The following is a 25,178-nucleotide window of genomic DNA, read 5'->3' on the forward strand; positions in this document are numbered from 1 at the left end:
ATGCTTATTATAATTCTATCTGCCACTGTACGCCATTGATTTTGCTTACAGGGAACGAACATTTTTGTCACTTTTCATTATACCATGAAAGCAATGAGCCAAGCGCCGCAAAGCGTCAATTTGGCGTATGCAACACGATAACCGACGCTTTCGTTAATTATACCGGAATTGCTTTGTAAGCATTGGGATTGTATCTATTTGGACTTTTAATTGTCCATACAAGTGACTTGATCTGCGTGTTTGTCAGTTCTAAAGGCTCAACACCGTAATAATGATTCGCCGCCTGTTTCAGTCCATAGCATCCTTCCCCGTAGTAAGCAATATTACAATAGAGTTCCAGTATTTCATCCTTTGTAAGATCTTTTTCAAGCTGAAAAGAAACAAATAACTCTGCCACCTTTCGCTCATATTTCTTTTCAAAAGAAAAATACATATTTTTTGCAAGCTGCTGGGTGATCGTGCTCCCCCCTTGCACAAAGCTTCCTGCAATCACATTGTTAGCCATGGCCCTTGCCGTAGCAATGGGATCAAAACCAAAATGATAATAAAAGCGTTTATCCTCTGATTGTAACACCTGCGCTTTGTAATCTTCCGGTATCTCTTCAAATGTAATATAACTTTTTTGCTGTTTAAGCTCCTCAATTCTGTCCGTTACGCTTATGGCTTCTGTCGCAGTTTTATACATTTCATATCCGGCAGAAACCATAGGAGATATTTTTACAATACCCATAAGGAAGCAGATGACAGCAAGTAACAATATACTGAAATTAATTGTTTTATTTTTCATCAAAATTACTCCTTTCGTGGTTTGCTTCCTCAGTATAACAGGGAAAGAATCATGGAACCATAGATTTTACTTACGGAAAACGAACAGAATTGTAAGATAAAAGGGTTCCGCTTTAAAATAAGCGGAACCCTTTACTGCAGGAATGACTGTCTGTCTTTTGGAAATGCTATTTTAATTGTTGTACCGTTGCCGACGGATGACTGGGCTTCTAAACCCAGATACATCTTATTGCAGAGTTCCTTGCAAAGGTATAGTCCGATACCCGTAGATTTAGCGAAAGCTCTACCGTTTTCTCCCGTAAATCCCTTTTCAAACACTCTTCCAAGGTCGCCTTCCGATATACCAATTCCGTTATCCCGGATAAATAGAATCATGTTTTCCTGGTTTTCTGAAGCGAAAAACCATAGTGTCAAATCATCCTTTTTATATTTGATACTGTTTGCAATAATCTGACCAATGATGAAATCAAGCCACTTTTCATCAGCATAAACCGTATGATCAAGATTGTCCAGTTTCACCTGTGCGCCGCACCCTATCAACTGTTTTGAATGTTTTTTTACAGCGGCCTTCACTAAGCTGTCAAGAGAAAGCCTTCTGATGCTGTAGTCAGATGCTACGTTTTTGCTCCGGGCATAATAGAGGGCCTGTTCGATATAAGAATCCACCCGTACTGTTTCCTCGGATATTCTCTTTGTTATGTCATTGCGGTTATTTTTGCAGATAAGATCAATACAGGAAATTGGGATCTTTATCTCATGGATCCATGTTTCAATATATTCCCGGTATTCATCCTGGGATATCTTATAGGAAGCAATCTCATCGTTCATGGCTTTTGTAACGCGCTTAAGAATTTCACATAGCATTTCCGCTTCGGCAAAATTAGGTTCTTCTAACAGGGAAGCGATATACTGCTTTTGCTCCATTGACTTAAGCGTTTTATTCAGTCTGTTATAATATCTGCTGCGAACCAGATATTCGTATGCCAGCGCAACAAAAGAGGTTATGACAATGGTCGTACTAATAAGTATGATGGCATAACGGCTTATATGGTAGACATCTAACAGCAAAACCAAAAAAACAATGAGGAAGCTTTGCGCCAATAAAAACAGGATCTTATCTTTTAAAAAGCTTGAAAACTTCATATCATATACCCCTGGCCACGTTTGGTCTTTATTAAATCTGCTGCACCGATTTCTTCAAGTTTTTTACGCAGGCGGTTGACATTAACTGTCAGCGTATTGTCATCGACGAATTCATCCGACTGCCAAAGCTCATCCATCAAATCATCCCGTGAAATGATGCTGTTTGAGTTTTGCATTAAAACAGAAAGGATACGCAATTCATTTTTAGTGAGCTCAGCCTCTTTACTTTCGTAATATACTGTGCTTTTTGCCACAGATAATGTTATGCCCTTATATTCTATTTCTGATGAATAATTTTTCTGGTTGGTACGTTTGAGTATCGCTCCGATCCTGGCAAGCAAGATCTGAATGTTATAGGGTTTTGTTATAAAATCATCTGCGCCCAGGTTCATGCTCATCAGTTCATCCATATCATTGTTGCGGCTTGTCACGACCATGATTGGCACATCTGATATCTTGCGGATCTCCCGGCATACGTGGTAACCATCATAATAAGGCAGATTGATATCAAGCAAAATTAAATCTGCATCTGAATCCGTAGCTTCTGATATTATATTTTTAAAGTTATCACTTGTTTCACAAGAATAATTATAGCTTTCAAGCAACGAGATCAATTCAGTTCTCAGAACGATATCGTCTTCTATAATAAACAGCTTCAAATTGAAATCACCTCCCAAATTCCTTTTTACCGGATTGGCATTATACCCGTACTTATAATAGTTTGGCCATATAATATTCGTCCACATACGTTCCATCCACAACCATGGAATTTTTCTTTATTCCTTCAACAACAAATCCATTTTTTTCGTAGAGGTTTTTCGCAGCATCATTGATACACATTACCGTTAATTCAAGCCTGGTGACCCCTTTATCATTGGCCCACTTGTCCAGCTGCTTGAAAAATGAGGAGCCGATTCCCTGCCGCTGATAGGATGCACGAATCCCTACTACGATATATGCAGAATGTTTTACTCTTCTTAAAATGCCTTTTTGCGCAGATATATATCCAACAATTTCATGATCTGCTTCGGCAGCTAAAAACAGATTATTGCCTGTGGCAGCTTCCTTGATGGTGGATATTAATCTATCAATATTTTTCGTCCGTTCATTTGGCTCGTACATCATATATTTTGTCTCAACGTCAAGTGCAGACATCATTTGCCAAAGTGATTCAGCGTCGTTTTCCTCAATAGGTCTGATGATAACATTCATAAAACCTTACTCCTCCATCAACCAAAGATTGAAAAAAAATCAGAAAATAACTGATCCTGTTCAGGCTTATGGGTGACATAGCCTATGGCAATTTTATTGCTTGTAAGTTCTATCAATTTTTGCGCGCCTTCTTCACCAAATGCTCCGCATAATTCAACTGCCCCAAAACCTTCACTTTCTAAGAAAGTTAGCTTATCACAGGCCTCTTTAAAATTTCTGACTGTAAATACATAGCTGATTTGTTTCTCTGTCTCAAAGCAGGCCTGATGCACCTCTGGGTTATAGTGGCTTCCCATCAGTAAAAAAGCAAATTTTTTCTTCATATTGTTATCTCCTTATATAATTATTCTGTAATCCATAACCGCCCGGATGCCGCTCCCAATGCTGCGATTCAGCAGCAAGTGACAATAAAGCCTGAAAGATATCATCCAGATATCTCTCAGGCCTTTATTATTCCGCACCTCAATTATAAACTCTGAGTTCTCTCTTGTTACAGACCGGTTAAAACTGCGGAACCCTAGAAAACCTTATCTTTTACTTTTTATAAGACAATATTCTTTTAAACTGGTTATTATTATATATTTTATTAGACCATTCGTCAATATTCTTTGCATAGTGCTCTGGCATGCACCCTTAATTATTATTTCGCTGCTACAGCTTCAAAGGTGATGATATCTTCTGATGCTGATGGATATCGTCCCAGTTTATAATCTGAAGAAATCACGATATCTTTAAATCCGGTGCTTTCAAGCACTGATCGAAACTCTTCCACGCCATACCACCGTAACGGAAAATACTCTAATTCCGTCTGCACAAGCACGCCATCACGCCACTTTTCATACCGTCCGTGGGAAATCGTATATTGATTGATATAATCAACTTCTACAATTTTATTTTCTAATGTAATGATATCCCCATTTGGGCACTCCCAAGTCCTTGTGGATACAATTCCTTTTGAAATATCACTTTGCAATAAAACATCTACAATTAACCGGCCGCCGTCAGATAGATGCTCATAGAAGTTTTGTAATGCTTTTATGGAATCAGCTCTTTTGTATAATAAAAGAAGTGTTCCCGACGGCACTATAATAGCCTCATATTTGGAATCCAGCGAAAAGGACTCCATCTTTGCCTCAAAAAGATTAGGATTTAAACCCCTCTTTTTGCAATTATCATGACAGATACGCAGCATATCCTTTGAACTGTCAAATCCTTCAACATGAAAGCCTTTTTCTAAAAGCGGAATCAATATACGACCGGTTCCTGTTGCCGGTTCAAGAATCGGGCCTTTACACGACTTTAACCGATCCGAATAAAATTCTATATCTCCAAAAGAATGGCCCACAGGTTTATCCATATCATATACTTCGGAAGACAATCTGCCATAATAGCTCAACATCCTTTATCACCTTTCCTTCCTGATGATTCTCATTCTGTCATTATGCTTTTTTAACAGGAATATAGATATCCATAACCGTATCCTGCCTATGATGACATCGTTCATCGTAGAATTCAAAATCAAATTTACTTTCGTCGTAAACATAGCCGCTGTCCCGAAACCAATCTTCAAAAATATATTTCCATGTTCCTGCAATAACCCTTGCAAATTCTTTTTGTTCCCGGTCATTGGTGGTATCCACAGGATTGGTTGTAAAAACAGCGTACTCGGCATTTGGAATTTCTGCTGTCAGCATATCTTCCCCGACATTTGTAAAATCATCCACAATCACACCCAAAAGATAAATTGCATTGCCATCTTCTGATATAGGAACATACAATCCCACTTCCCCATGCTTTGCAGGATTCAGAGTTTTGTACATTTTACTTTCTAAATTTTCGCCATCATAGTTTTTCCAGAAGGAAGCAATATCCCTTGTATAGGCTGCTCCGGTAATATCGGTTTTAATTCCATATCCGGCAACCTTACATGCGGGTCTCCTTACAATAACAGGACATGCATTTTTTACATCAGCATATCCGGACATCCGCTCCACATACTGTGTGGGCGTATAGCCAAACGCTTTTCGGAAAGCTTTTGTGAAACCACCGGATGTCTCAAACCCATAATCCACCGCAATGTCAATGACCTTCCTTCCCCTAAATAGTTCCGTAGACGCTAAAGACAATCTGCGCTCTCGTATGTATTCCATGGCAGATACACCCATACACAGATTGAAAACCCTGCAAAAGTGATAAAGAGAGTACCCGGATTGACTTGCAATTTCTTCTATTGTAATGTTTTCTCTGATATGATCTTCCATGAACTCAATACTTTTTTCTATATGTTCTCTGTAATTCAATGCATACTCCCTCCTGACATTTCTTATATGGTATTATAGCATTCATTTAATAAGAAAGATGTTCCTGCCTTGCTAAATATTAATAAAGGAACAGATATTGAAATCCTATTCACCATTCTTACGCTTAACACTGGTAAAAAAGATTTTATTCTTATATAAATAAAGTGCGTTTCCGGTACCGGTACCTGGATCTTTTTTATAAAGCAAAATACACGAAAAATTAATTACTCTTTTATCCATTCATAATGTCTTCTTATATTGATAATCGCTTCTAATATAAGTAAAACTTATGTCATATATAAAAAGCATTAAGTTTACCAATATCAAATATCATGATATAATAAAGTGAATTAAATACATCCCATCAGCATTTGTCATGGGTTTAAAGGAGAATCATGCATATGGAGAGATTAATAGGTACTGTTTCAAGGGGTGTACGTGCTCCAATTATCAGACAGGGAGACGACATTGCAGAAATAGTTATTTCTAGTGTACTTGATGCAGCCAAAAGTGAAAATTTTGAATTGCGTGACCGTGATGTTGTCGCTGCTACTGAGGCAATTGTTGCCCGCGCTCAGGGAAACTATGCTACTGTAGATCAGATCGCCGCTGATATTAATAATAAATTCGGTAATGAAACCATCGGTATTGTATTTCCCATTTTAAGCCGTAACCGTTTTTCCATTTGTCTTAAGGGCATTGCAAGAGGCGCTAAAAAGATCGTAATCATGTTAAGCTATCCTTCGGATGAGGTAGGTAATCACCTGATCGATCTTGATGCTTTGGATGAAAAGGGCATTAATCCCTGGACTGATGTGTTGACAGAGGCACAATACCGTGAACTTTTTGGATACCGCAGGCACACCTTTACCGGAGTTGATTATATTGAATATTATAAGGAACTTATCCAAAAGGAAGGCTGCGAGGTAGAAGTTATTCTTGCAAATGACTGCCGGACTATCCTAAATTATACCAAGCATGTTCTTAGCTGTGATATTCATACCCGTTTCAGAACGAAACGTTTATTAAAGGCCGCCAATGCAGAGACTGTATTTGGTCTTGATGACATCTTAACCGCACCGGTTAATGGCAGTGGATATAACGAAAATTATGGCTTGCTTGGCAGCAATAAAGCTACCGAAGACACCGTTAAGTTATTCCCCCGCAATTGCGAACCTATTGTTAAAAGGATTCAAGACGGACTCCTTGAAAAGACTGGAAAGCATATTGAAGTTATGATTTACGGTGACGGTGCATTCAAAGATCCTATGGGTAAAATTTGGGAATTGGCAGATCCGGTTGTTTCTCCGGCATATACGGAAGGTCTGGAAGGCCAGCCCAATGAAGTCAAATTAAAGTATCTTGCGGATAACGATTTTGCTGATTTAAGCGGAGCAGAATTAAAGGCTGCTATTTCTAATTATATTCAAAGCAAAGACAGCAATTTAGTTGGCAGCATGGTATCTCAGGGAACTACCCCACGCCGGTTAACCGACTTAATCGGTTCCCTCTGTGACCTTACTTCCGGAAGTGGTGATAAAGGAACACCTATCGTATTAGTACAAGGCTACTTCGATAATTACACCAAATAAATCGGATATAATAAAGAGAAAGAGATAAAAAAGCAATGGCGTTCAGCCATTGCCTTTTTATTATGTATTGATGTGTTAAGAATCATTGTTGTTTTGCTCTGGCATATTCCTTTGCTTCCTTGCCGGTTATGTGTTCAACATCAATAGCAATAACGTAAGCATGGGTACATCCAGCTATTTCCTTATTCCTGGCATCCTCAGGCTGATCGCCTGAATACTTTTTCACCAAAGCCTTAAATGCTTCCAATCTTTCATCGCCATCCACAATTCTGGCTTTTCCAAAGGCGATAACACTACGGAAGTAAGAAGTATATTCCTTACTTACAATCGTATCTTCATCAATTACCGAAAATGATACCTTGGAACATTTTGTGATTGCATCAACTTTATGTCCGGTCTTTGCTGAATGGAAATAAATTTTGTCATTGAAATATACGTAGCTCAGTGGAACAGCATACGGATAATCGTCATCCCCCAAGCATGCCAGGATACCATTGGTGCATCTGTCCATTACTGCCATTGTATCTTCAGGCGATAATAATTGTTTGTTTCTTCTCATTTCTCTAAACATTTAGTGTTTTTCCCCTTCCTTGAATGGTATTTAAGTAAACTTTAATCCCAAAACTCCAGCCACAATAAAGCAGAGAAATACAATTCGCAAAATGCTGACAGGTTCGTTGAAAAGGAAGATGCCTACTAATGCTGCACCTAAAGCTCCAATTCCTGTCCAAATTGCGTATGCTGTTCCCATTGGGAGTGTTTTGGTTGCAAGTGCCAATAAGTAAAAGCTGACTGCCATGCCCCCAAACGTGATCAGCGAAGGGGCTAAAATCGTAAATCCATGGGAATATTTCAGTTCCGTTGCCCAGACAACTTCAAAAGCTCCTGTAATGATCAGATATACCCAAGCCATGTTCTCACCTCCAGAATAAAATTTAAGCCTGAATGATATCATCTTGATATCTCCCAGGCTTTTATCCTTCCGTGACACAGCTATGAATCTGTGAGTTCTCTCTCGGTCACAAACCAGTTAAACTGCGGAACCCTAGATCACTTAAATATTTAATTTTTCTAAGATAACGTTTTTTCAGACTAAACTTGATTATATACTCGTTTTTACAATAAGTCAATGTTATTTCGCCTTATGGCAGGGTAAAAACAGCTCAAACCTATTGCCGATTTGATATGGGCTTTAGCGGAAATATGCTGTCAAAAGATAGCTACTGTTAACAGGGAGAATATCCCTGTTCAAAACTCACCTGGCAGCCAGCAGTATAATCATTATGTTATAGAATTTATTTTAGATGATTTTATTCATGCAGAAGATTTTGCCTTACTGAGTATTGCCCGTATTCCAGCTTTTGATGACTATGCCGGCGCGGTAGCTATAACTAGTATAGAATTTAGATACTTAAGCTGTTAAATATAAAAATCCGCTGATCTGTAAAAATGGATCAGCGGATTCATAAAAAAATCTTTATCGCAATAGAGCTGCCTTTAACCCGCAATCCAGGAAAAAATGTATTGCACCTGTTCCGGGCTTTGAATTTCGGGTTTTACAAGCTTTTGAAATTTCCCCGGCAGTCCCTTTTCTAATGCGGCCATATGAAAATGGCAGGATGCTATGCCCATATCCACTCTTTGAATGTCAACTTTTTCGTTGTCGCTTTTTAGAGTTCTTGCCAGATAAAAATGATACGTGTCTTTATCCTGCACGATTCTCCATGGCTGCTTATTAACAGCGGAAGGAGCCAGACGTACCATTTCCAACGGGAAGGCAAACTCCCCCGCATCATCTTTCGTCAAAGGTTGTGAGAACTTCTGTTTGAAAAACAGCTCGCTCCATTCTTTTCTCTGATCTGCCTTTGTCGCCCACCTCATCAGTGATTCCAGAGTTCTTCTTTTACCTGCAGGATATCCGATGGGAGAAATGCAAGGAAAAAGATCCCCTTCTTTTAGATTCATGGCCGCAGCAAAACTGCTGCGGTTAAAGGTCCCGCCAAGCCAGCAGGTACCAAGACCAAGGGATGTGGCAAACAGAACCAGTTTTTCAAAAGAATATCCCAGGGCTTCCAAAGCCAGTTCTTTATCCGCCGCTGATGCGGCGATATAATTCCCTGCACCTTTAATGACCCCATAGGTTCCCAGCTTTTCTCCATTGGATGATGCTGCCTTTTCCAGCAGACGAAAGGTAACATCTGCGGAAAATGGATTGGATAAGTTATCAATATAGGCGCTGATCTGATCCTTTTCATTTGCTGAAAGACCACGGTTCTCATAAGTCCTGACACTGCTGCGGGCATTGACTGTCTTTGCAACAGGGAAATCCATTTTCATATTTTACTGCTCCTCCTTTTTCAGACTAACGTCTTATAAAGATTGATTTTACCTGGTTTTTCCACGAGATCCGCAAACAAAGCGATGGCTTCCTTAAAATGCTTTGCCGCCATATGCTTGTTCAGCGCTTCCTGATCTTCCCATTCCTCAAGTATTGTCAGCAGCTGGGGGTCTTTTATGTCCTGCAGCAACTCATAACGGATGCAGCCAACATCGTTCTGCCGGGTATCCTGTACAAGCTGCTTTGCTAATACGATAAATTCTTCTACCTTTTCTGATTTGATGAAATTCTCCGCAACAACTTTAATCATTATTAGCTCTCCTTTTCGTTTTGTCACCAATTTTCGTAATGTACCCGATCCGCCTTATAGCGGTCAACAAATTCGTTATGCTGTCCATCTGGGTAACCGATGGAAATAAACGCAAAGGGCCTGATATGATCCGGAAGATCAAACAAGCGGCTCACATTTTCTGCAACAACATCGGATGTGGCAACGCCTAGCCATACGCCTCCAAGTCCCAGATGAACCGCTTCCAGGAGCATATTTTGCGCCGCAGCACCCATATCCTGCTCCCAACCGGTGGGTACTTTCAATTCTTTGTCATTGGCCAGCAAAACAAAGGTTACAGCGGAATTCTCAGCCAGTTTTGCATAAGGAGAGGTTTGAGCAATTTGAGCCAATCTTTCCTTATTCTTTACCACAATGAATTCCCATGGCTGCTGATTGGCAGCCGATGGAGCCTGCATAGCTGCGCGCAGCAGCTTATCAATTTTTTCAGGTTCCACTTCCTGAGTTTTAAACTTACGAATACTTCTTCTGATATAAATTTCTTCCATAAGCATGACCTCCTTAATTTAATTTTTCATTTTATTTTTTATTGTCCAGGCTTACAAGAAGCTTGTTGCTGATCTCTATAAATTTAAGGGTTTCTTCTTCTGTCAAAACGTCCTTGTACTTGTCTTGAAGCTGATTCCATGCTGTTATAATTTCACTTTGCATGGCCAGGCCCTCTGGTGTCGTGCAAAGATATACATTCTTTCCTTCCGCTTGTTTTACTATAAGTCCCTTTCGCTCAAGCCTCTCAAGCAAACGGGTTATGGTAGACGGTGTCAGATGCAGCATTTCGCCAATTTCTTTCTGCGGTATACCACCTTTAAGGTTTACAATATACAGGAGCATTGCATGGCTGGGCGACAACCCGGTTTTACTGAAGGCTTCATCTGCCATTCTTCCCAATTCCCGGGCGAGTTTCGCAGAAGTAAAAAACAGGCAGCCATTAAGCATACATTCCTGATCGTTTGATTCACAATTACAATCCAAAACATTCCCTCCTTTGTTTGTACATACAAATATACCATTTCTTTATTTTGCTGTCAAGTCCTGTATTCACATAAAATGAACTGTGAAGCCGGCAGCTCCTTTGCGGCAGTAAAAAAATTAGGGCGTATGTATATTCCGCCCTAACTGCTATTCCCTTCGATATCGTATTATTATAAAAATCACTGACCAAACAGTTCCTCCAATTTATTCAGTGGAAATGGTGTCATAGCCAACGGCTTAACTGCAATGGACATGAGCATGGCTGGATTATCATCTGCTGCAATTCGATTTGAACTAAAGGTGCCGCACATTCGACATCTGTGGATAATGGCCCATTCGCCCCCCTTACGTACCCAAACACTGACCGGCTCCATAATTCCTTTGCACAGGGAAGCACGGTCGCCAGGATCATTGTCTACATGGATGCTTGCTAAACATTTCGGGCAATGGTTTCGATGCCGGCTCCCGGCACCTTCCGGCACCACAAGTGTCCCGCATACTTTGCATGTGAAGCTCTCTGTGCAGACAGAATGCCGGTAATCAATTTTGGGGGCAATACTTAAAACGGCTTTGGCATCAGTCATCTTCTGAAAGGCATCATATCGTTCTCTTTTAAGTTTCTTTGTGCGAAGGGCCCCAAGAACCTGGCACCCATCTTCGTGAACATGGGTACAGTTCCTGAAATAACAGCCTTCTGTTAATTGTGCTATTTCAGGAAATACAGCGTTTCGCTCCTCCTCGGAGATTTGCTGCAGGGCAAAATCCCGGAAACCCGGTGTATCAATCCATAAGGTTTCATTAAGGCCAGCCTCCATTACGCTGGTATGCGTGCTTGGCGTCGGACAGCGGGAATCACCCCCATGTATGAGAGTTGTCTTTCCGCAAGACCTGTCGCCAACGACAACCACAGTTTTTCCCTCAACTGTTTTAAAAAGTTCTTTCTGCCGTTCACGGGCAGAACCTGCAAATACAAAGCCGGCGGTATTTTTATACAGTTCCAGTTTGGCTTCTAACAGAGCCTGAGCGCTTTCCCCAATCAAATCCCATTTGCTAATAAATATGCCGACTTGAATTTCTGCACGTCTGGCGGCAATGATCGCCGATTCCAGGTAACCAGCCTGATTGAGCAGGTAATCTGCGGTCACTATTGCCAAAAGATACTGAACATTCGCTGCTACCAGTACATTCTCTTCCGGGGAACGGCGATTTCCCCGATATAAGGCGGTTTTTCTTGGGAGTACATGAATTAGTTTATATTGACCATTTCCAGCATTTCCTACTTCAACCTCATCACCAACAACCAGGGAATTCTTATTCGAGATCAAAGGACCGGGAAGCAGGCAAGAAAGGATTTCACCTTTTGATAATACTTTCACTTGTTTATTCATGATATTTACAACCGTAGCCTGAAAAGTTTCCGTATTTATATCCTTTTTGATTTTAATTTCTTTTTTCTTAGTCACCTATTTTACCTCCTGATCAGGAACAAGCATTGGAGCTGCACTTGCTCTTTTCATAAGTATTATAGGTTCTGTTTCTATATAGCGGCAACCGATTTAACGTTTCAGAAGCAAAGAAGCACCATGCAGTTTCATGGCGCTTCTTTGTTTATTGGTTCTTTAAGTTTTAATTTTGCAATAATTTTCTGTATACTTTTTGGCGATAAAAAGTAAGTCTCTGAAAGATGATCAATTGATATTCCTTTTGTATATTTTTCGTAGATCTCCATGTTTCTGAAAAGAATCATCTCTTTGCTTCTGGTGTTTTCTCCCCATGTTTTACGATTGATTTCTTTTCTTGGGACGTAAATATATTCACCGTCAATATAATCTTGAATTAAGTCTATTATTTCTTTTGGCAGCACATCGGCTGCTTTGATATAGCTCATTATGCTCCTCCCAATCTGTGTTTTCAGGAATGAGCAAAGGCTATACAAGTATCAATTTTCTGATGCCATGCGATAGCCTTTGCTATGCATAACGAACCGAGCTAAATATCATAAAATGTTTCCTCCTCTCGTAAAGGTTATTTATAAGCGGTACAAATTTCTGCTTCATGCGGCTTCCATACCATCGTGAGCTCGCTTTCTTTTGTTTCCTCCTCAATCTGTTCCGTCAAAACCGTAAAGCCCTCTCTCGTATAGAATGCTGCTGCCCTCTCATTTCGTTTATAAACATTTAAAAGAAGTTTGTCATGCCTCTCTTTGGCATAACAAAGCAGTTCTCTTCCGATTCCTTTGGATTGATATTCTGCATCTACAAAAATTCCCTCAATGTAATCTCCGTTCAGTCCAAGGAATCCTAGGATCTGACCATTGGAATCATACACATAAACTGTTGCCTGGGGCAGTATTTTTTCAACTGCGGCATAGCTTTTTAACCAATAGCTGCCGTCAATAAAATGATGCGCCATGATATTCGTATCAAGCCATATCTTCATAATTTGTTTGATATCGGTTTCTTTAAAATCTCTGATCATAATAAAATATGTTTTCTCCTTTTGAGCAAAATAATTTAATTCCATTATATGATATTCTGGACAATAAAAAAGCAGATAACTCTGTCACTTAGAGCTATCTGCTTACTTATTGCAAACTAGCGTAAAAAACACGCTTTGCTGGTTTCTCACGGAATTGCGGCAGTCACCAGGCGAACATCCATTTATGTTCACCAGACGCATTGCCTGCGTAAATAAAACCTATAATTTTTTTAATCAAATTACAGGCAGCCTGAGCTTCATATATCCGCAAAATAAGTACAACAAAAAACCCCTCGTGATATGAGAGCTAAATTTTATTGTTCATTATCTTAACGAATAGACGACATCAAGCCACCTCCCTTTGTATCATTAAAATTATCATAACGAATTTCTCTAAACTTTGCAAGATGTTTTTTTACTTCCGACTCTATTTCTGAGAATCAAGAACAAACAAAGATGCATCATGCCCCATGAATATTTTACTTCCTGTATAAATTGTTTTGGACTTAATATTCCTGTATCCTATTTTTGTCATGACTTCCTTTAATTCTGTCTGATCAAAACCATTATGAACCATATCTGAAGCTATTTTTTCATTTTTATCAAAATCTATGATTAGTAAATGTCCATTTTCTTCTAAAATCTCATATAATCTTGATAAAAGTAATTCAATGTCTTTGATATGGAGTAACACCTGAGCCATAAAAATATAGTCCGCATGTAAATCTGAAAGGCTGTCTTTTTCAAAGTCAAAACACAATGTAGCTGCATTCTGTATATTAGAACTTGAAATTTTTTGCTCTATTTGATGAATCATGTTTTGTGATGTGTCCAGAAAAAGCATAGAATTAAAATCGCTTATCAAATTCATTCCAACAAGGCCGGTTCCACACCCAAAATCAATGGCACTCTTACTTTTAGCATCAACCAAGTATTCACGAATGGCATTTGATGATACCCTTGCAATCTGGATTCTTTCCGGAGTGTCATATATATCAGCTATCATTTCAAACTTATCCGTATTCCCCATTATTGCATCTCCAATCTACCTTATTAAAAATCCGATGTGATCCAGCCTTATCTCCAGCCATCTTTAATGAATAACAGACGGCGGCAGCCTTATGGCAGTCAATCGTGTGTTATTTATCAGATAGCCAGGCCCTTGGCCCAGCTGACAGCTTTAGATAAATTTTCCTCTAAGCTTTTTTTAGGCTCTACAAAATCTATTTCACAGAGGAATTCATTCCCGGTAAGCTCTTTTTTTAGTTTTGTAAAGCACTTTTGGGCTCCGCCTCCTGCATGGCTGGCAAACAGCGCAATCCGTTTGCCTTGGATTTTATTTTGGCTGATAAAACTTTTAATTGGTGGCGTAAATGACCCGGCCCAGATGGGTGTTCCGATTATTATAGTTTCATACTTGTTCAAATCAATGGGATCGTTTATCAACTTTGGCTCGTCACCAAAGATAACGCTCTTTCCTCCCCAAAAGTACTTCCGAAATCCTTCTGTTGGATAGTTCTTGCTTGTTTTTAACTCCGTAATATCGGCGCCTATTGTTTCTGCAATCTTTTCTGCAACGAATTTCGTGCTGCCAGTAAACGAAAAATATACAACCAGAGTGCTCATAGCTATTCTCCTCATATAATAAGTTTATAGCCGGGAAAAATTGGTTATAGGCTTATTTTTTGTGATATAGATGAATGGGCAACTTCATGAGGGATTCCTCTCCTCCTTAACTCATCTATAGGGTTAATGGGTACATTTCAAGTAAAATTATCCTGTTATTTATCATCTTCTTTCTTAATAATAATATTCTTAGCCTCAACAGCCCAATCCCTCATCGCAGAATAAATATAAACGCCGCAGAGTGCGGTCAGCTGACTGTAAGAGCAGTCAATATCTTGTTCCTTTAACTGCCCGCAAAGCTCAATATAGCAGTTCATATCTTTGACCAGCTTATCGTTCCTTCTGTAAAAATCGTCCAAATGGCCAAGTAAAACCTCCGGCTCCGTGTTCTCGCCAAAGGAGACTTTGAGCAATAGTTCGTACCTTATCTTCTCGATCTCAGGTTCCTCCCGCAGCCAGTCTGAAAGCTCTTTCCTGCCTGCATCGGTGATGATGTATACGATCTGTCCGCGCCCATTCCCGGTCTGCGTATGATTGGAGGTGACGGCAAGCCCCTCGGTCACCAGTTTTTTGAGAGTCGGATATATCTGGCCGTAACTCTCCTGCCAAAAATGGCTGTATTCGTTCTCTATCCATTTTTTTATGGTATAACCGGTCTGCGGCATGCGGGCAAGCATTCCCAGCATTACATATTTTGATTTTCCTGTATTTTCTTTCATCTGTGCACCTTCTATACGCTACATATCATAATAATATATCATTATGATATATTCTGTCAAGACTTTCTGATTGCTAAAATTCATAAACTCTTTTGCAATAGCCCAGAAAATATGCTTATCCCACTTGAACTTATAGTGATGCTCTATGCAATGATTCGGATTAAGTTATATTCTCTTTGGGCCAGATATAAGTGGAAAGGGAAAAAGGAGTCTCAGTTGCCAGAGCGCACTTAGAATGTATACCTTGCATAGGCCAACGCTTAGGTTGGAGTATGAGTGTAAGCAGATACAAAAATCCCGCTAATAATACAGATTAATCCAATGATGTGTACAAATAGAATGGAGTCATTCAATACCAATGCAGAAAGTATAATGCTGCTGACCGGAACAATGCTGGTAAAAACCGCAGAGCTACTGGCCTGAACTCTTTCAATCCCCTTAAACCATAACACATAGGAGAGAAATGAAACGAAAACTCCATAATAAAACACACAGAATATGGAAGAACTATTTATTCGTGTCCAGTCATAATATAGTCCATCATAAATTGAAAATGGAAGAAGTAAGAGAAAAGCATAAAACGTGATTATTGCTGTACGGTACAAAGCAGATACTGGTTTGCAGGCAACTTTACTCATAATGGAAAACAAAGCTTCGCAAAATGCTGCAAGCAAGATCAACACATTCCCTTTGATTGAAGTAGAACCATCCGTTTCACCGTTGAAAAAAGGATACAAATTAATTATGAACAGTCCAATGACAACAAAGAAAATACCAAGTATCCGCTGTCTCGATAATCTTTCTTTAAGAAAGAAAAATGCCAGCAATGCGACAATAACAGGAGAAGAACTTGTGATTAATCCGCTATTGGCGGCTGTGGTATATTGCAATCCCCAAAAGGTAAAAATGCGGTAGAAAAACACACCGAAAAGAGCTTGTAATAAAAGTATAGCATTTGTTTTCAGATCTGTTTGGATCGCTTCTTTTTTTATAAAGAATACCAGTGGAATCAGGCACATCATTCCGACTATAATTCCGAGCTCCGTCGCTAAAAACATTGGTAAAGAACCTACCATGATTTTGCTGACCACCACAGCGCTTCCCGCAATTAACATAGCATTCGCAAGATATAAATATGAAACTCGATATGTATGCATATTGGATTCCATTAGAAAACCTCAACCGTTTGTATATTTACATTAGGGCTAGCTGTCAATAGATAATATTGGATATTTTCAAGGTGTTTGCGTATCTGTTCCCCGGTAATGCCATCAACACCATAGACAAAATAAAGCACATTTTGGGTGGTGTCAGTAATCCGGGTACGATAATCCGGACCATTCAAAACGCTTGACAAAATACCTCTATCATCCGATAAATATAGGTCACCTTTCGTGAGCTGCTGCTGTTTGCCGGAAATACTTAGGTAATTCTCTCCACCAACTGCAATATCCAATGTTAAGTATCCACCTATTTGATTTAAATCATGGCCACCAGTCAAAAGCAGATTCTTTACTTCCGCAAGAAACATGGCTTCTACCGAAATACCAACGCTCGGAATCCCCTTATCTTTTAATAAAATTGACTCTAATTGCAAAAGTACAGGATAGGTCTTTTTGAATTTTTTATAGTGGGTAACATAATGGCATATTGGCTCTGAGTTGATAATAACTTTTCGATCGTATTCTTTGTATTTAGTTTTAATCCGGTCAATTTCAACTTTTTTCAATGTATCCATTTGTGATCTTGAGGCCGAAGCATTAGACATATTCGCAGTCATAATGCCAAACATGGCATCGGGGTATATTTCTTTTACAGTAGGTGAAATTTTAATCATTTTTATCTTCCTCAATTCTAATTTGATATTATAATAAATTATGCTATAATTTTATCATCTTATAAGTGGTTTAAATAGTTCCACTTTTATTATATTTTTATAGAACCACTTTTGAAAGGAAATAAAATTATGTGGATTACGATTGAAAGAGAAAGTGAACTCCCTCTTATCCGGCAAATCTATGACAAGATCAGGGAAATGATTTCTGACGGCTCACTTGTTTCTGGCCAAAAGCTCCCCTCCACTCGTACACTCTCTAAGGAATTAGGAGTGTCAAGAAATACGGTTCTTGATGTATATAATCAAATGATTGCTGAGGGCTATCTGGAAGCGTATCAAGGTTCTGGAACAATTGTTACGAAAGGACTTCAAGAGTTAAAACTTCCCGTCCGCAACGTATACGAGAAGCAAAAAAATGCCAGACGAAAAGATGACGATAACGATAATATCATTGATTTTCGCTCTGGCATTCCGGCGTTGGAATTTTTCCCACAAAAGGAATGGGCGCGGATATATCAGGAAGTATGCAGCAACCTGCCAGTTACAGCCTATGGATATTGTGATGCATCCGGCGTATGGAAGCTGCGAGAAGAAATTGCAAGGTATTTGCTTCGTTCGCGGGGAATATCATGTAGTCCAGAACGCATGATCATAACTTCCGGTTCAACACAAGGACTGTCACTGATTGCTAATCTTTTGAATGAACATAATAAAAAAGTCATCGTAGAAAATCCGTCGCATCCGGGTCTGCGTAAAGTCATTACTTCCGCGGGCTGTATGATTGAAGCAATCTCTGCAGATAATCGAGGACTAAATACAGATGCTCTCAAACCCGCCAATGATATTTCATTTTTCTATACGACTCCGTCGCATCAGTATCCATTAGGCGGAATATTATCAATTCAAAGACGACTTTCCTTAATCCAGTACGCGGAAGAAAATAATTGCTATATCGTTGAGGATGACTACGACAGTGAGTATCGATATGAGGGACAGCCTGTCAGTTCCCTTTATGAGTTAAACCCGGATCGAGTGATTTATATTGGCTCTTTTAGTAAAATATTGGCCCCAGCAATCCGGCTGGGCTTTATAATTTTGCCAGATAAATTATTAACTGGCTGCAAAACACTGAAAGTCTATTCTGATGTGCACACAGACGCTCTTACACAAAATGCAATGGCAGAATTCATTCACAGAGGCCGTTTGGATAAGCATATCTGGAAGATGAAGAAACATTACAGCCAAAACCGAAATCATATGCTCCGCGAATTAACGGAACAATTCCCTGATGAATTTGAGATTCTTGGGCAGGCATCAGGCCTGCATATGGTGATCCGGTTTCACAATGTAACCTTTTCTAAACAATTGTTGAAGGAAATCACTCGACAAGGTGTTCACGTATATCCAATTGAGAACTATTTGCTCGAAAGAAACGGGGAGCACAGACAGGAAATTCTCATGGGGTATTCACATTTAACTTTATCTAAAATAACAGAAGGCCTCCGTATCCTCAGCAATGTGATTCGTTCATACTCTACTACAGAAGAACGATAGAATTAAGTTTCGTAACAAGTATAGGAAAGCGATATCAAGTCGCTGATCATGGCTAAAGCCAGGTGTTGAACCTTCAGCAGGATATCCTATTGGAAGCAATGCCACGGAAATAAGGGGTAACCACTTTTGAATCTGTCCCCGCAAATCCAGCGAAAAAGCCCACCTGCTTTTCAGCAAGTGGGCTTTGCATCCTTCGTGCGTCATATAAACTATTTACAGTATATCGCTACCGCATCCCGCAGAAACGCCGCGCAGCCAGGTACGATTTTATCGTAATAAGCAGTAAAACGGGGATCATCCACATACATCTGCGTCACGCCTTTATGGGCTTCTTTGCTGTAATCGTCCCAATAAAAGCAGAGCCATTTTTTATGCAGCTCGCAGGCTTTTTGCGCCAGTTCACTGGCCGGGTCGCCTTGCTCAAAGGCTGCCTTTAATGTTTCATCCAAATCCGCAGTCAGTTTTTCCAATTCAATATACTGCTCCTTGCTCATGTTTAAAACCTTGGTATTGGAGCGGTTGACGTGTTCATCTCCGTATTTTGCCCTGGCCTCCTCTCCATATTTACGCTCGTTATGGTCTACCAGCTTTTGAAGGAATCCTTCAAACTTCTCCTGGTCACTCATTATCATTTCTCCTTTCATGGTCTTAATGGTCTTCTCGACATTGGCGACCAGCAAATTCAATTGCTCTCGCCTGGCAAGCAGGGCAGTCAAATGGCTCTCCAACGCAGAAAGTCCGTCAAAGTCCTTTGAAGCAAGAATATTTCGGATCTCTTCCAGCGATACGCCCAGTTCACGGTAAAAAAGGATTTGCTGCAGCCGATCGATCTCCTTTTGTCCGTAAATCCGGTACCCATTGGAGCTGACCCGGGCGGGCGACAGCAATCCCAACTCATCGTAGTACCGCAGTGTTCTTGTACTGACACCCGCCAGTTTCGCCAGCTTATTAATGGTGTATTCCATCTTTTCACCCCCTTGCTAAAACCACTATAAACTATTACGCAGCGTCAATGTCAACCGTTTTAAGAAAGATTTATCCTGATGTTAGAATTCTCTTCATCCAGTTCAGGCAATATCTATTCTGCTTTTAGGTTCTAACGATTCCCGCTGCATGTTTGAAATATTGAACCCACTCTGCTCTTTAGATCAAAATAACCGGAATCCATCATGATTGTAGGGTTGACCTTTAAAGCATTTGGTTTACCATTTTCCAGACAATCTTCATTCGCATATGCAGCAACAATTTCTCCAAGAAACATTGTAAAATCAAAGATTGGAATCGTTTCAATTACTTTACAAAGATAATTTACCGGGCACTCCTTTATCATGGGTGCATTTCCTGCATTATCGTAAAATGATTCAAAAATGTTTGATTTATCTGTTTTATTGCCCGTTGCAGTCCCGCAATAATCCGTTTTTTCTATATCATCGGAAGAGGGGATGTTTACAGAGAAGTATCCATTTTCTATAACTCCGGCTGTTGTGTAATGGGAATTTTTAAGCGAAATATAAAGTACAGGCTTCTGACTTACAACTCCATACGCTCCAATTGCGGCATAGTTTGGCTTCCCTTTAACAGAAGCCCCTGCTAAAACAGTAACATACGGTCCATAAGGGATATTTGCTATCTTTGTTTTTGTCATTTTCATTCTCCTATCAATCTTTTATATTTGTTGCAACAGTGAAAATTATATAATAAAATTTTAGAAATATATAGACTTTTTCTTTCCGATAGATTATCATATAGATAGAGTGCGCCCCATGGGCATACTCTTTTTTGTTTGATACCTCATGTCATGATTATTATACCCTCAATGGTTCATATCCTATTTATGAATGATCATCCCGTGTGTCTGACAGACACTGTTGACAAAGCAGGCTATGTACTATAAAATATATACATAAAATTTAACAGAAAAGGTGATGGAAGTCCGGCATATCTGATTCCATATAATCGGTGGCATGGATATAACTGGAAAAGAGCAGATAAAATCAATTTAATAGGTTTAAGAACGAGCTGTTTACACAGTTTTGTTTTTGTGCCTGATATTTGATTTTATTTTACTCTTAACTTCTATTTTATATTAAGAAGATTAGTCGTAGAGTAAAATCTACGGCTTTTTTGTTATTCAATTTCGAAAGGAGAAAACATTATGTTTAAAAGCTTAATTCCAATTTTAGAAAGGCCGCCACTATACACCAAAACAGCAGTTCCATTTTGGGATGATGAGCATATATCCAAGCAGATGCTCAAAGCCCATCTAGATCCTGACTTTGAAGGTGCAAGCAGAAAGTTAGCATTCATAGATGAATCTGCTATCTGGATAAAAGAGATTGCACCACCATCAAGATATAAGCAGCTTCTTGACATTGGCTGCGGGCCTGGAATATATGCGGAAAGATTTACGCAAACGGGCTATCAGGTAACGGGAATTGATTTTTCCAAACGATCTATAAACTACGCCATAGAGTCTGCGAAAAAAAGAAATTTAGATATTTGCTACTTGCATCAGAATTATTTGAATATGATTTTGAATAGTAAATATGATTTTTCAACAATGATTTATTGTGACTACGGTGCGCTGTCTGCAGCAGATAGGCAAATAGTAATGACTGCGGTATATCGTCATCTAAAGCCTGGGGGAAGGTTCTTATTGGATGTTTTTTCAATGGCTAAGTATTACGATTTTGAAGAAAAACAAACATGGGAGATTTATCAAAATGGGGGATTTTGGCGCAAAGAAAAATATATTGCATTTAACGGATGCTATAGGTATCCAGATAATGTAACATTAGAACAAACTTCTATTGTTTATGATACAGGGGCTATCTCTTACTATTTATGGAATACCTGTTTTACCAAAGAAATGTTGATTAAAGAATCAATTGATGTGGGTTTCAAAGTATGCGAAGTGTTTGGAGATATTGCAGGCAGCACTTATCGTACAGATAATACAACTATTTCTATACTGCTGGAAAAATAAATTAAATTACCCTGCCGAATAAAAAACTGTAATTCGGCAGGGTGATTTATGAATGGCGGTTTGAAGATAACCGCCATATATGTGCATCTTTTTGCTTACGGTAAAATATTCCCGGCGCTAAGGTAAATCTCGTACCAATCCTCCCGGGTCAGCTTAATATCGGCGGCTTTGGCACAATCCTTCAGACGCTCCACATTCATAGTCCCGGTCACAGGCTGCATATGGGCTGGATGGCGCAGCAGCCATGCCATAGCAATGGTCGTATTGCTAACTTCATATTTGGCGGAAATTTCATCAATTTTGGCATTGAGTTTTGGGAACTTTTCATTGCCCAGGAATACACCTTCAAAAAATCCGTACTGGAAAGGAGACCATGGCTGAATGGTGATGTCATTTAAGCGGCAGAAATCAATTACACTGCCATCCCGGTTTACTGCCGCTTCATCAAGCATATTGACATGAAGGCCCTGGGAGATCATGTTGGCATTTGTAATGCTTAACTGCAGCTGATTAGCAACAACCGGCTGTTTAACAAACTTCTTCAGCAACTGTATCTGCATGGGGTTTTGATTGGAAACGCCAAAATTGCGTACCTTACCTGCACTTTGTAAGATGTCAAACGCCTCGGCAACCTCTTCCGGCTCCATCAACGCATCCGGACGATGCAGCAATAATGCATCCAGATAATCCGTTTTCAACCTTTTTAAGCTGCCGTCCACTGCTTCTAAAATATGCTTTTTGGAGAAATCGAAAGCAATACCCGGACGGATACCGCATTTGGATTGCAAAAACATCTTTTCACGAACGGTAGCATCCATATGTACCGCATCTGCAAATATCTCCTCACATACGCCTCCGCCATATATATCCGCATGGTCAAAAAAATTAGTACCTATATCCAGTGCTGCCTGTACGAAATGCTCCGCTTCAGACTTATCCAGTTTATTGATGCGCATGCAGCCGACTGCAATCGCCGGTACCTGCAAATTCCCTAACTTAACTGTTCTCATGACATTGAACCTCCTTAACAGATTTATAACCGATGACCTCTTCGTAAAGACCGTTCACGAGCTCTCCTCCCAGGTCCTCGGCATAGAATTTCAGACCTTTTTCTATTGTGCCAGCTTGTAAATCTCCAGCACATCCTGCCAGTACAGCTTTTTCAGACCGCCAATAGGCTCCTCATTCCCAAATTCGGCACCTGTCGCCTTTTTAGCCATTAATTCAAGATTGCTGGCGTCGATGCCAAGTTCTCCAAGAGTTGCAGTAAGCCCCATCTTGTTGAAAAATTCCCTCAGGCGCAAAATGGCTTCCTGAATCATTGCATCCGGATCGCGATAGCTGCCTTTTACACCCATGACATTGACCGCAAACTGTACAAACATGTTGACATTATCCTTGTACACATACTGCATCCACGCAGGCGTCAGCACAGCCAGGCCTGCTCCGTGTGCCACGTCATAGATGGCGCTGAGTTCATGCTCCATACCATGACAAGCCCAGTCCTGCTCACGGCCCATACCCACTAAACCGTTATGGGCAACTGTGCCTCCAAAACCTACCTCGCACCAGGCATTGTAGTTCTGAGGATTTTCAAGGACAAGCGGGGCGTTCTTTATGATGGTCTTTAGCACCGTTTCGCACAAGCCGTCCGTCAGATCGGTATGCACCGTGTTGGTGAAATAGCGTTCAAATACATGGCTCATCATATCAGCCACACCGTTGGCAATCTGATTCTTTGGCAGGGTATAGAACAATTCCGGATTCATAACGCTGAGCAATGGCCGCAGGTGCGGGCTGCCATAACCGTACTTCAGTTGTTTTTCCTCATTGGTGATGACGGTATCGCCGCTTGCTTCGCTTCCAGCAGCAGGAATGGTAAGAATCGTAGCTACCGGCAACGCTTTTTCAATTGCTTTGCCCTGTTCATAAATCTCCCAGACATCACCATCATAATATACACCCATTGCTATGGCCTTGGCAGAATCAATCGCACTTCCTCCGCCCACAGCCAGGATTAAATCCACCTTCTCTTCTTTACACAGGGCAATTCCTTCATGTACCAGTGAAAGGCGGGGATTGGGGACCACGCCGCCCAGTTCTACGTAAGAGAGTCCGCTCTCCTTCAGTGAAGTGACCACTGTATCATACAGTCCGCTCTTTTTAATGCTGCCTCCGCCGTAATGCAGCAGGACCTTGCTTGCATGGGGTTTTAAAAGCGCACCAATCTGTTTCTCCATATCTTTTCCAAATAGTATACGTGCCGGTGAATAAAAATCAAAATTGAGCATTATCTTTTATCCTTTCTTTTGGGGTTATTTTATGTTTTTGTTTTACCATGTAATCGTATCAGGATCAGCAGAATATCCGCAGCAGCCTTTTAAGTCTGCAATTGCCTGCACATCCTCAGGGGTAAGCTGGAAATCAAACACATCGCCATTTTCCCGGATGCGCTCCGGAGTGATGGATTTGGGCAGCGGTAAGTATCCGCGCTCTAAACTCCACCGCACGCAAATCTGGGCAATGGACTTTCCGTACTTTTGTGCCAGCGACTGCATTTGTGGAACTTCAAATATCTTGCCCACGCCAAGGGGACTATATGCTTCCAGAAGAATGGAATGTGTCCTGCAATAATCCACAACTTCATCCTGTGTATCGCCGGGACAAAGCCGAATCTGATTGACCATTGGCTGGATCGCTGCCGTCTGCATAAGCGCCTCAAAATGATGAGGTTGGAAATTGCTGACACCTATCGCGCGAATAAGACCGGCTTTGTGCAGCTCTTCAAAAGCTTTCCAGGTGCCGGCATTGGCTTCCTGCCACTGATTGCGGTACTTGATTGGGTTAGGCCAGTGAATCAGGTAAAGATCCAGATAATCCATATCAAGATTTTTCATCGTCTGTTTAAAGGCTTCCATGGTGTTTTCATATCCATGCATATCATTTTGAAGTTTGCTGGTAATAAAAATATCCTCGCGGGCAATACCACTTTCCTTTACAGCTATGCCGACGCTTTCCTCATTCCCGTAACCTGCGGCGGTATCAATATGACGATAACCGCATTTTAAAGCTTCTTTCACCGATGTGACGGCTATATCTCCGTTTTGTGCCTGCCATGTGCCGAAGCCAATGCATGGGACTTTTACACCGCCTGAAAGTTCATAACAATCTGTTAATGTCTTCACTATATTTTCCCCCAATCTGCAATTTGACAAACTGTTATTTTGATTGTATATTGGTATCATAAACCTTAATCTTAACTCTAAGTCAATATGAAATTGCAAAA

At 40.2% G+C, this 25,178-nt stretch carries 29 protein-coding genes and 1 riboswitch; of the genes, 3 read left to right on the forward strand and 26 right to left on the reverse strand.

Annotated elements, in window-relative coordinates; genetic code table 11:
- Nucleotides 1-157: 157 nt before the first annotated feature.
- The 7 genes from AC27IJ_RS05520 to AC27IJ_RS05550 all read right to left on the reverse strand — a co-directional run bounded on the left by AC27IJ_RS05520 (nt 158) and on the right by AC27IJ_RS05550 (nt 5,441).
- Entirely contained in the window at nt 158-787 is a 630-nt protein-coding gene (locus AC27IJ_RS05520) for a biosynthetic peptidoglycan transglycosylase (RefSeq protein WP_312441628.1), read from the reverse strand.
- 131 nt (nt 788-918) lie between these two features.
- Nucleotides 919-1,929 carry a sensor histidine kinase gene (locus AC27IJ_RS05525; RefSeq protein WP_312441626.1) on the reverse strand — a complete coding sequence of 337 codons (1,011 nt, stop codon included), beginning with the start codon at nt 1,927-1,929 and terminating at the stop codon, nt 919-921.
- Nucleotides 1,926-2,588 carry a response regulator transcription factor gene (locus tag AC27IJ_RS05530; protein WP_312441624.1) on the reverse strand — a complete coding sequence of 221 codons (663 nt, stop codon included), beginning with the start codon at nt 2,586-2,588 and terminating at the stop codon, nt 1,926-1,928. Before AC27IJ_RS05530 ends, AC27IJ_RS05525 begins: the two co-directional genes overlap by 4 nt.
- Before the next feature lie 52 nt (nt 2,589-2,640).
- The gene (locus AC27IJ_RS05535; protein WP_312501935.1) at nt 2,641-3,141 is read right to left on the reverse strand and encodes a GNAT family N-acetyltransferase; all 501 of its coding nucleotides are present in this window, start codon (nt 3,139-3,141) and stop codon (nt 2,641-2,643) included.
- 17 nt (nt 3,142-3,158) lie between these two features.
- Nucleotides 3,159-3,464, reverse strand: a complete 306-nt coding sequence (locus AC27IJ_RS05540) for a DUF6506 family protein (RefSeq protein ID WP_312441620.1) — start codon at nt 3,462-3,464, stop codon at nt 3,159-3,161.
- A gap of 317 nt (nt 3,465-3,781) precedes the next feature.
- Nucleotides 3,782-4,540, reverse strand: a complete 759-nt coding sequence (locus tag AC27IJ_RS05545; protein WP_312441618.1) for a class I SAM-dependent methyltransferase — start codon at nt 4,538-4,540, stop codon at nt 3,782-3,784.
- A gap of 40 nt (nt 4,541-4,580) precedes the next feature.
- Nucleotides 4,581-5,441 carry an AraC family transcriptional regulator gene (locus tag AC27IJ_RS05550; protein ID WP_312501933.1) on the reverse strand — a complete coding sequence of 287 codons (861 nt, stop codon included), beginning with the start codon at nt 5,439-5,441 and terminating at the stop codon, nt 4,581-4,583.
- Between the two features lie 401 nt (nt 5,442-5,842).
- On the opposite strand from AC27IJ_RS05550, the gene AC27IJ_RS05555 reads away from it, so the two are divergent.
- Nucleotides 5,843-7,033, forward strand: coding sequence for a coenzyme F420-0:L-glutamate ligase (locus AC27IJ_RS05555; protein WP_312441616.1), 1,191 nt, complete (start codon nt 5,843-5,845; stop codon nt 7,031-7,033).
- Nucleotides 7,034-7,115: 82 nt separating this feature from the next.
- Here AC27IJ_RS05555 and AC27IJ_RS05560 read toward each other — a convergent pair whose 3' ends face one another.
- The 14 genes from AC27IJ_RS05560 to AC27IJ_RS05625 all read right to left on the reverse strand — a co-directional run bounded on the left by AC27IJ_RS05560 (nt 7,116) and on the right by AC27IJ_RS05625 (nt 17,352).
- Complete coding sequence (locus AC27IJ_RS05560; RefSeq protein ID WP_487147875.1) at nt 7,116-7,604, reverse strand: pyridoxamine 5'-phosphate oxidase family protein; 489 nt, start codon at nt 7,602-7,604, stop codon at nt 7,116-7,118.
- A gap of 30 nt (nt 7,605-7,634) precedes the next feature.
- The gene (gene sugE, locus AC27IJ_RS05565) at nt 7,635-7,946 is read right to left on the reverse strand and encodes a quaternary ammonium compound efflux SMR transporter SugE (RefSeq protein ID WP_487147877.1); all 312 of its coding nucleotides are present in this window, start codon (nt 7,944-7,946) and stop codon (nt 7,635-7,637) included.
- 48 nt (nt 7,947-7,994) lie between these two features.
- A riboswitch (guanidine-I (ykkC/yxkD leader) is annotated at nt 7,995-8,093 on the reverse strand.
- A 437-nt stretch (nt 8,094-8,530) separates the two neighbouring features.
- Nucleotides 8,531-9,370 carry a nitroreductase family protein gene (locus tag AC27IJ_RS05570; protein ID WP_487147879.1) on the reverse strand — a complete coding sequence of 280 codons (840 nt, stop codon included), beginning with the start codon at nt 9,368-9,370 and terminating at the stop codon, nt 8,531-8,533.
- Between the two features lie 20 nt (nt 9,371-9,390).
- The gene (locus AC27IJ_RS05575) at nt 9,391-9,681 is read right to left on the reverse strand and encodes a putative quinol monooxygenase (protein ID WP_312441609.1); all 291 of its coding nucleotides are present in this window, start codon (nt 9,679-9,681) and stop codon (nt 9,391-9,393) included.
- A gap of 23 nt (nt 9,682-9,704) precedes the next feature.
- Nucleotides 9,705-10,208 (reverse strand): nitroreductase family protein, encoded by a 504-nt coding sequence (locus AC27IJ_RS05580; protein WP_312501928.1) that lies wholly within the window; start codon nt 10,206-10,208, stop codon nt 9,705-9,707.
- Nucleotides 10,209-10,239: 31 nt separating this feature from the next.
- Complete coding sequence (locus tag AC27IJ_RS05585) at nt 10,240-10,692, reverse strand: MarR family winged helix-turn-helix transcriptional regulator (RefSeq protein ID WP_312441606.1); 453 nt, start codon at nt 10,690-10,692, stop codon at nt 10,240-10,242.
- Nucleotides 10,693-10,871: 179 nt separating this feature from the next.
- Nucleotides 10,872-12,155: an RNHCP domain-containing protein gene (locus AC27IJ_RS05590; protein ID WP_331662721.1), complete on the reverse strand. Its 1,284-nt coding sequence runs from the start codon at nt 12,153-12,155 to the stop codon at nt 10,872-10,874.
- A gap of 128 nt (nt 12,156-12,283) precedes the next feature.
- Complete coding sequence (locus AC27IJ_RS05595; RefSeq protein ID WP_312441604.1) at nt 12,284-12,580, reverse strand: CD3324 family protein; 297 nt, start codon at nt 12,578-12,580, stop codon at nt 12,284-12,286.
- Nucleotides 12,581-12,717: 137 nt separating this feature from the next.
- Complete coding sequence (locus tag AC27IJ_RS05600; protein WP_312441603.1) at nt 12,718-13,170, reverse strand: N-acetyltransferase; 453 nt, start codon at nt 13,168-13,170, stop codon at nt 12,718-12,720.
- A gap of 427 nt (nt 13,171-13,597) precedes the next feature.
- Nucleotides 13,598-14,200: a class I SAM-dependent methyltransferase gene (locus AC27IJ_RS05605; protein ID WP_312441602.1), complete on the reverse strand. Its 603-nt coding sequence runs from the start codon at nt 14,198-14,200 to the stop codon at nt 13,598-13,600.
- Between the two features lie 116 nt (nt 14,201-14,316).
- Complete coding sequence (locus tag AC27IJ_RS05610; protein ID WP_313152286.1) at nt 14,317-14,796, reverse strand: flavodoxin family protein; 480 nt, start codon at nt 14,794-14,796, stop codon at nt 14,317-14,319.
- Nucleotides 14,797-14,951: 155 nt separating this feature from the next.
- The gene (locus AC27IJ_RS05615) at nt 14,952-15,515 is read right to left on the reverse strand and encodes a helix-turn-helix transcriptional regulator (RefSeq protein ID WP_487147884.1); all 564 of its coding nucleotides are present in this window, start codon (nt 15,513-15,515) and stop codon (nt 14,952-14,954) included.
- A gap of 260 nt (nt 15,516-15,775) precedes the next feature.
- Nucleotides 15,776-16,684 carry a DMT family transporter gene (locus tag AC27IJ_RS05620; protein WP_487147886.1) on the reverse strand — a complete coding sequence of 303 codons (909 nt, stop codon included), beginning with the start codon at nt 16,682-16,684 and terminating at the stop codon, nt 15,776-15,778.
- Complete coding sequence (locus AC27IJ_RS05625) at nt 16,684-17,352, reverse strand: phenylalanine--tRNA ligase beta subunit-related protein (protein WP_487147888.1); 669 nt, start codon at nt 17,350-17,352, stop codon at nt 16,684-16,686. The genes AC27IJ_RS05620 and AC27IJ_RS05625 overlap by 1 nt, the downstream gene beginning before the upstream one ends.
- 129 nt (nt 17,353-17,481) lie before the next feature.
- Between AC27IJ_RS05625 and pdxR the strand changes: the two genes are divergently transcribed.
- Nucleotides 17,482-18,906, forward strand: a complete 1,425-nt coding sequence (pdxR, locus tag AC27IJ_RS05630) for a MocR-like pyridoxine biosynthesis transcription factor PdxR (protein ID WP_487147891.1) — start codon at nt 17,482-17,484, stop codon at nt 18,904-18,906.
- Nucleotides 18,907-19,115: 209 nt separating this feature from the next.
- Here pdxR and AC27IJ_RS05635 read toward each other — a convergent pair whose 3' ends face one another.
- Nucleotides 19,116-19,871 (reverse strand): MerR family transcriptional regulator, encoded by a 756-nt coding sequence (locus tag AC27IJ_RS05635; protein ID WP_312501922.1) that lies wholly within the window; start codon nt 19,869-19,871, stop codon nt 19,116-19,118.
- Between the two features lie 131 nt (nt 19,872-20,002).
- Nucleotides 20,003-20,551 (reverse strand): flavin reductase family protein, encoded by a 549-nt coding sequence (locus tag AC27IJ_RS05640; RefSeq protein ID WP_487147893.1) that lies wholly within the window; start codon nt 20,549-20,551, stop codon nt 20,003-20,005.
- A 510-nt stretch (nt 20,552-21,061) separates the two neighbouring features.
- Between AC27IJ_RS05640 and AC27IJ_RS05645 the strand changes: the two genes are divergently transcribed.
- Nucleotides 21,062-21,892 (forward strand): class I SAM-dependent methyltransferase, encoded by an 831-nt coding sequence (locus tag AC27IJ_RS05645; protein ID WP_487147895.1) that lies wholly within the window; start codon nt 21,062-21,064, stop codon nt 21,890-21,892.
- A gap of 95 nt (nt 21,893-21,987) precedes the next feature.
- Here AC27IJ_RS05645 and AC27IJ_RS05650 read toward each other — a convergent pair whose 3' ends face one another.
- The 3 genes from AC27IJ_RS05650 to AC27IJ_RS05660 form a co-directional block, all read right to left on the reverse strand.
- On the reverse strand, nt 21,988-22,902 hold the full coding sequence (locus tag AC27IJ_RS05650) for an aldo/keto reductase (RefSeq protein WP_487147897.1): 915 nt from the start codon (nt 22,900-22,902) through the stop codon (nt 21,988-21,990).
- Nucleotides 22,903-23,004: 102 nt separating this feature from the next.
- Complete coding sequence (locus AC27IJ_RS05655; RefSeq protein WP_487147900.1) at nt 23,005-24,183, reverse strand: iron-containing alcohol dehydrogenase; 1,179 nt, start codon at nt 24,181-24,183, stop codon at nt 23,005-23,007.
- Nucleotides 24,184-24,225: 42 nt separating this feature from the next.
- Nucleotides 24,226-25,077 carry an aldo/keto reductase gene (locus AC27IJ_RS05660; protein ID WP_487147902.1) on the reverse strand — a complete coding sequence of 284 codons (852 nt, stop codon included), beginning with the start codon at nt 25,075-25,077 and terminating at the stop codon, nt 24,226-24,228.
- Nucleotides 25,078-25,178: the final 101 nt, after the last annotated feature.

Source organism: Lacrimispora sp. YZC11 (assembly GCF_057543815.1).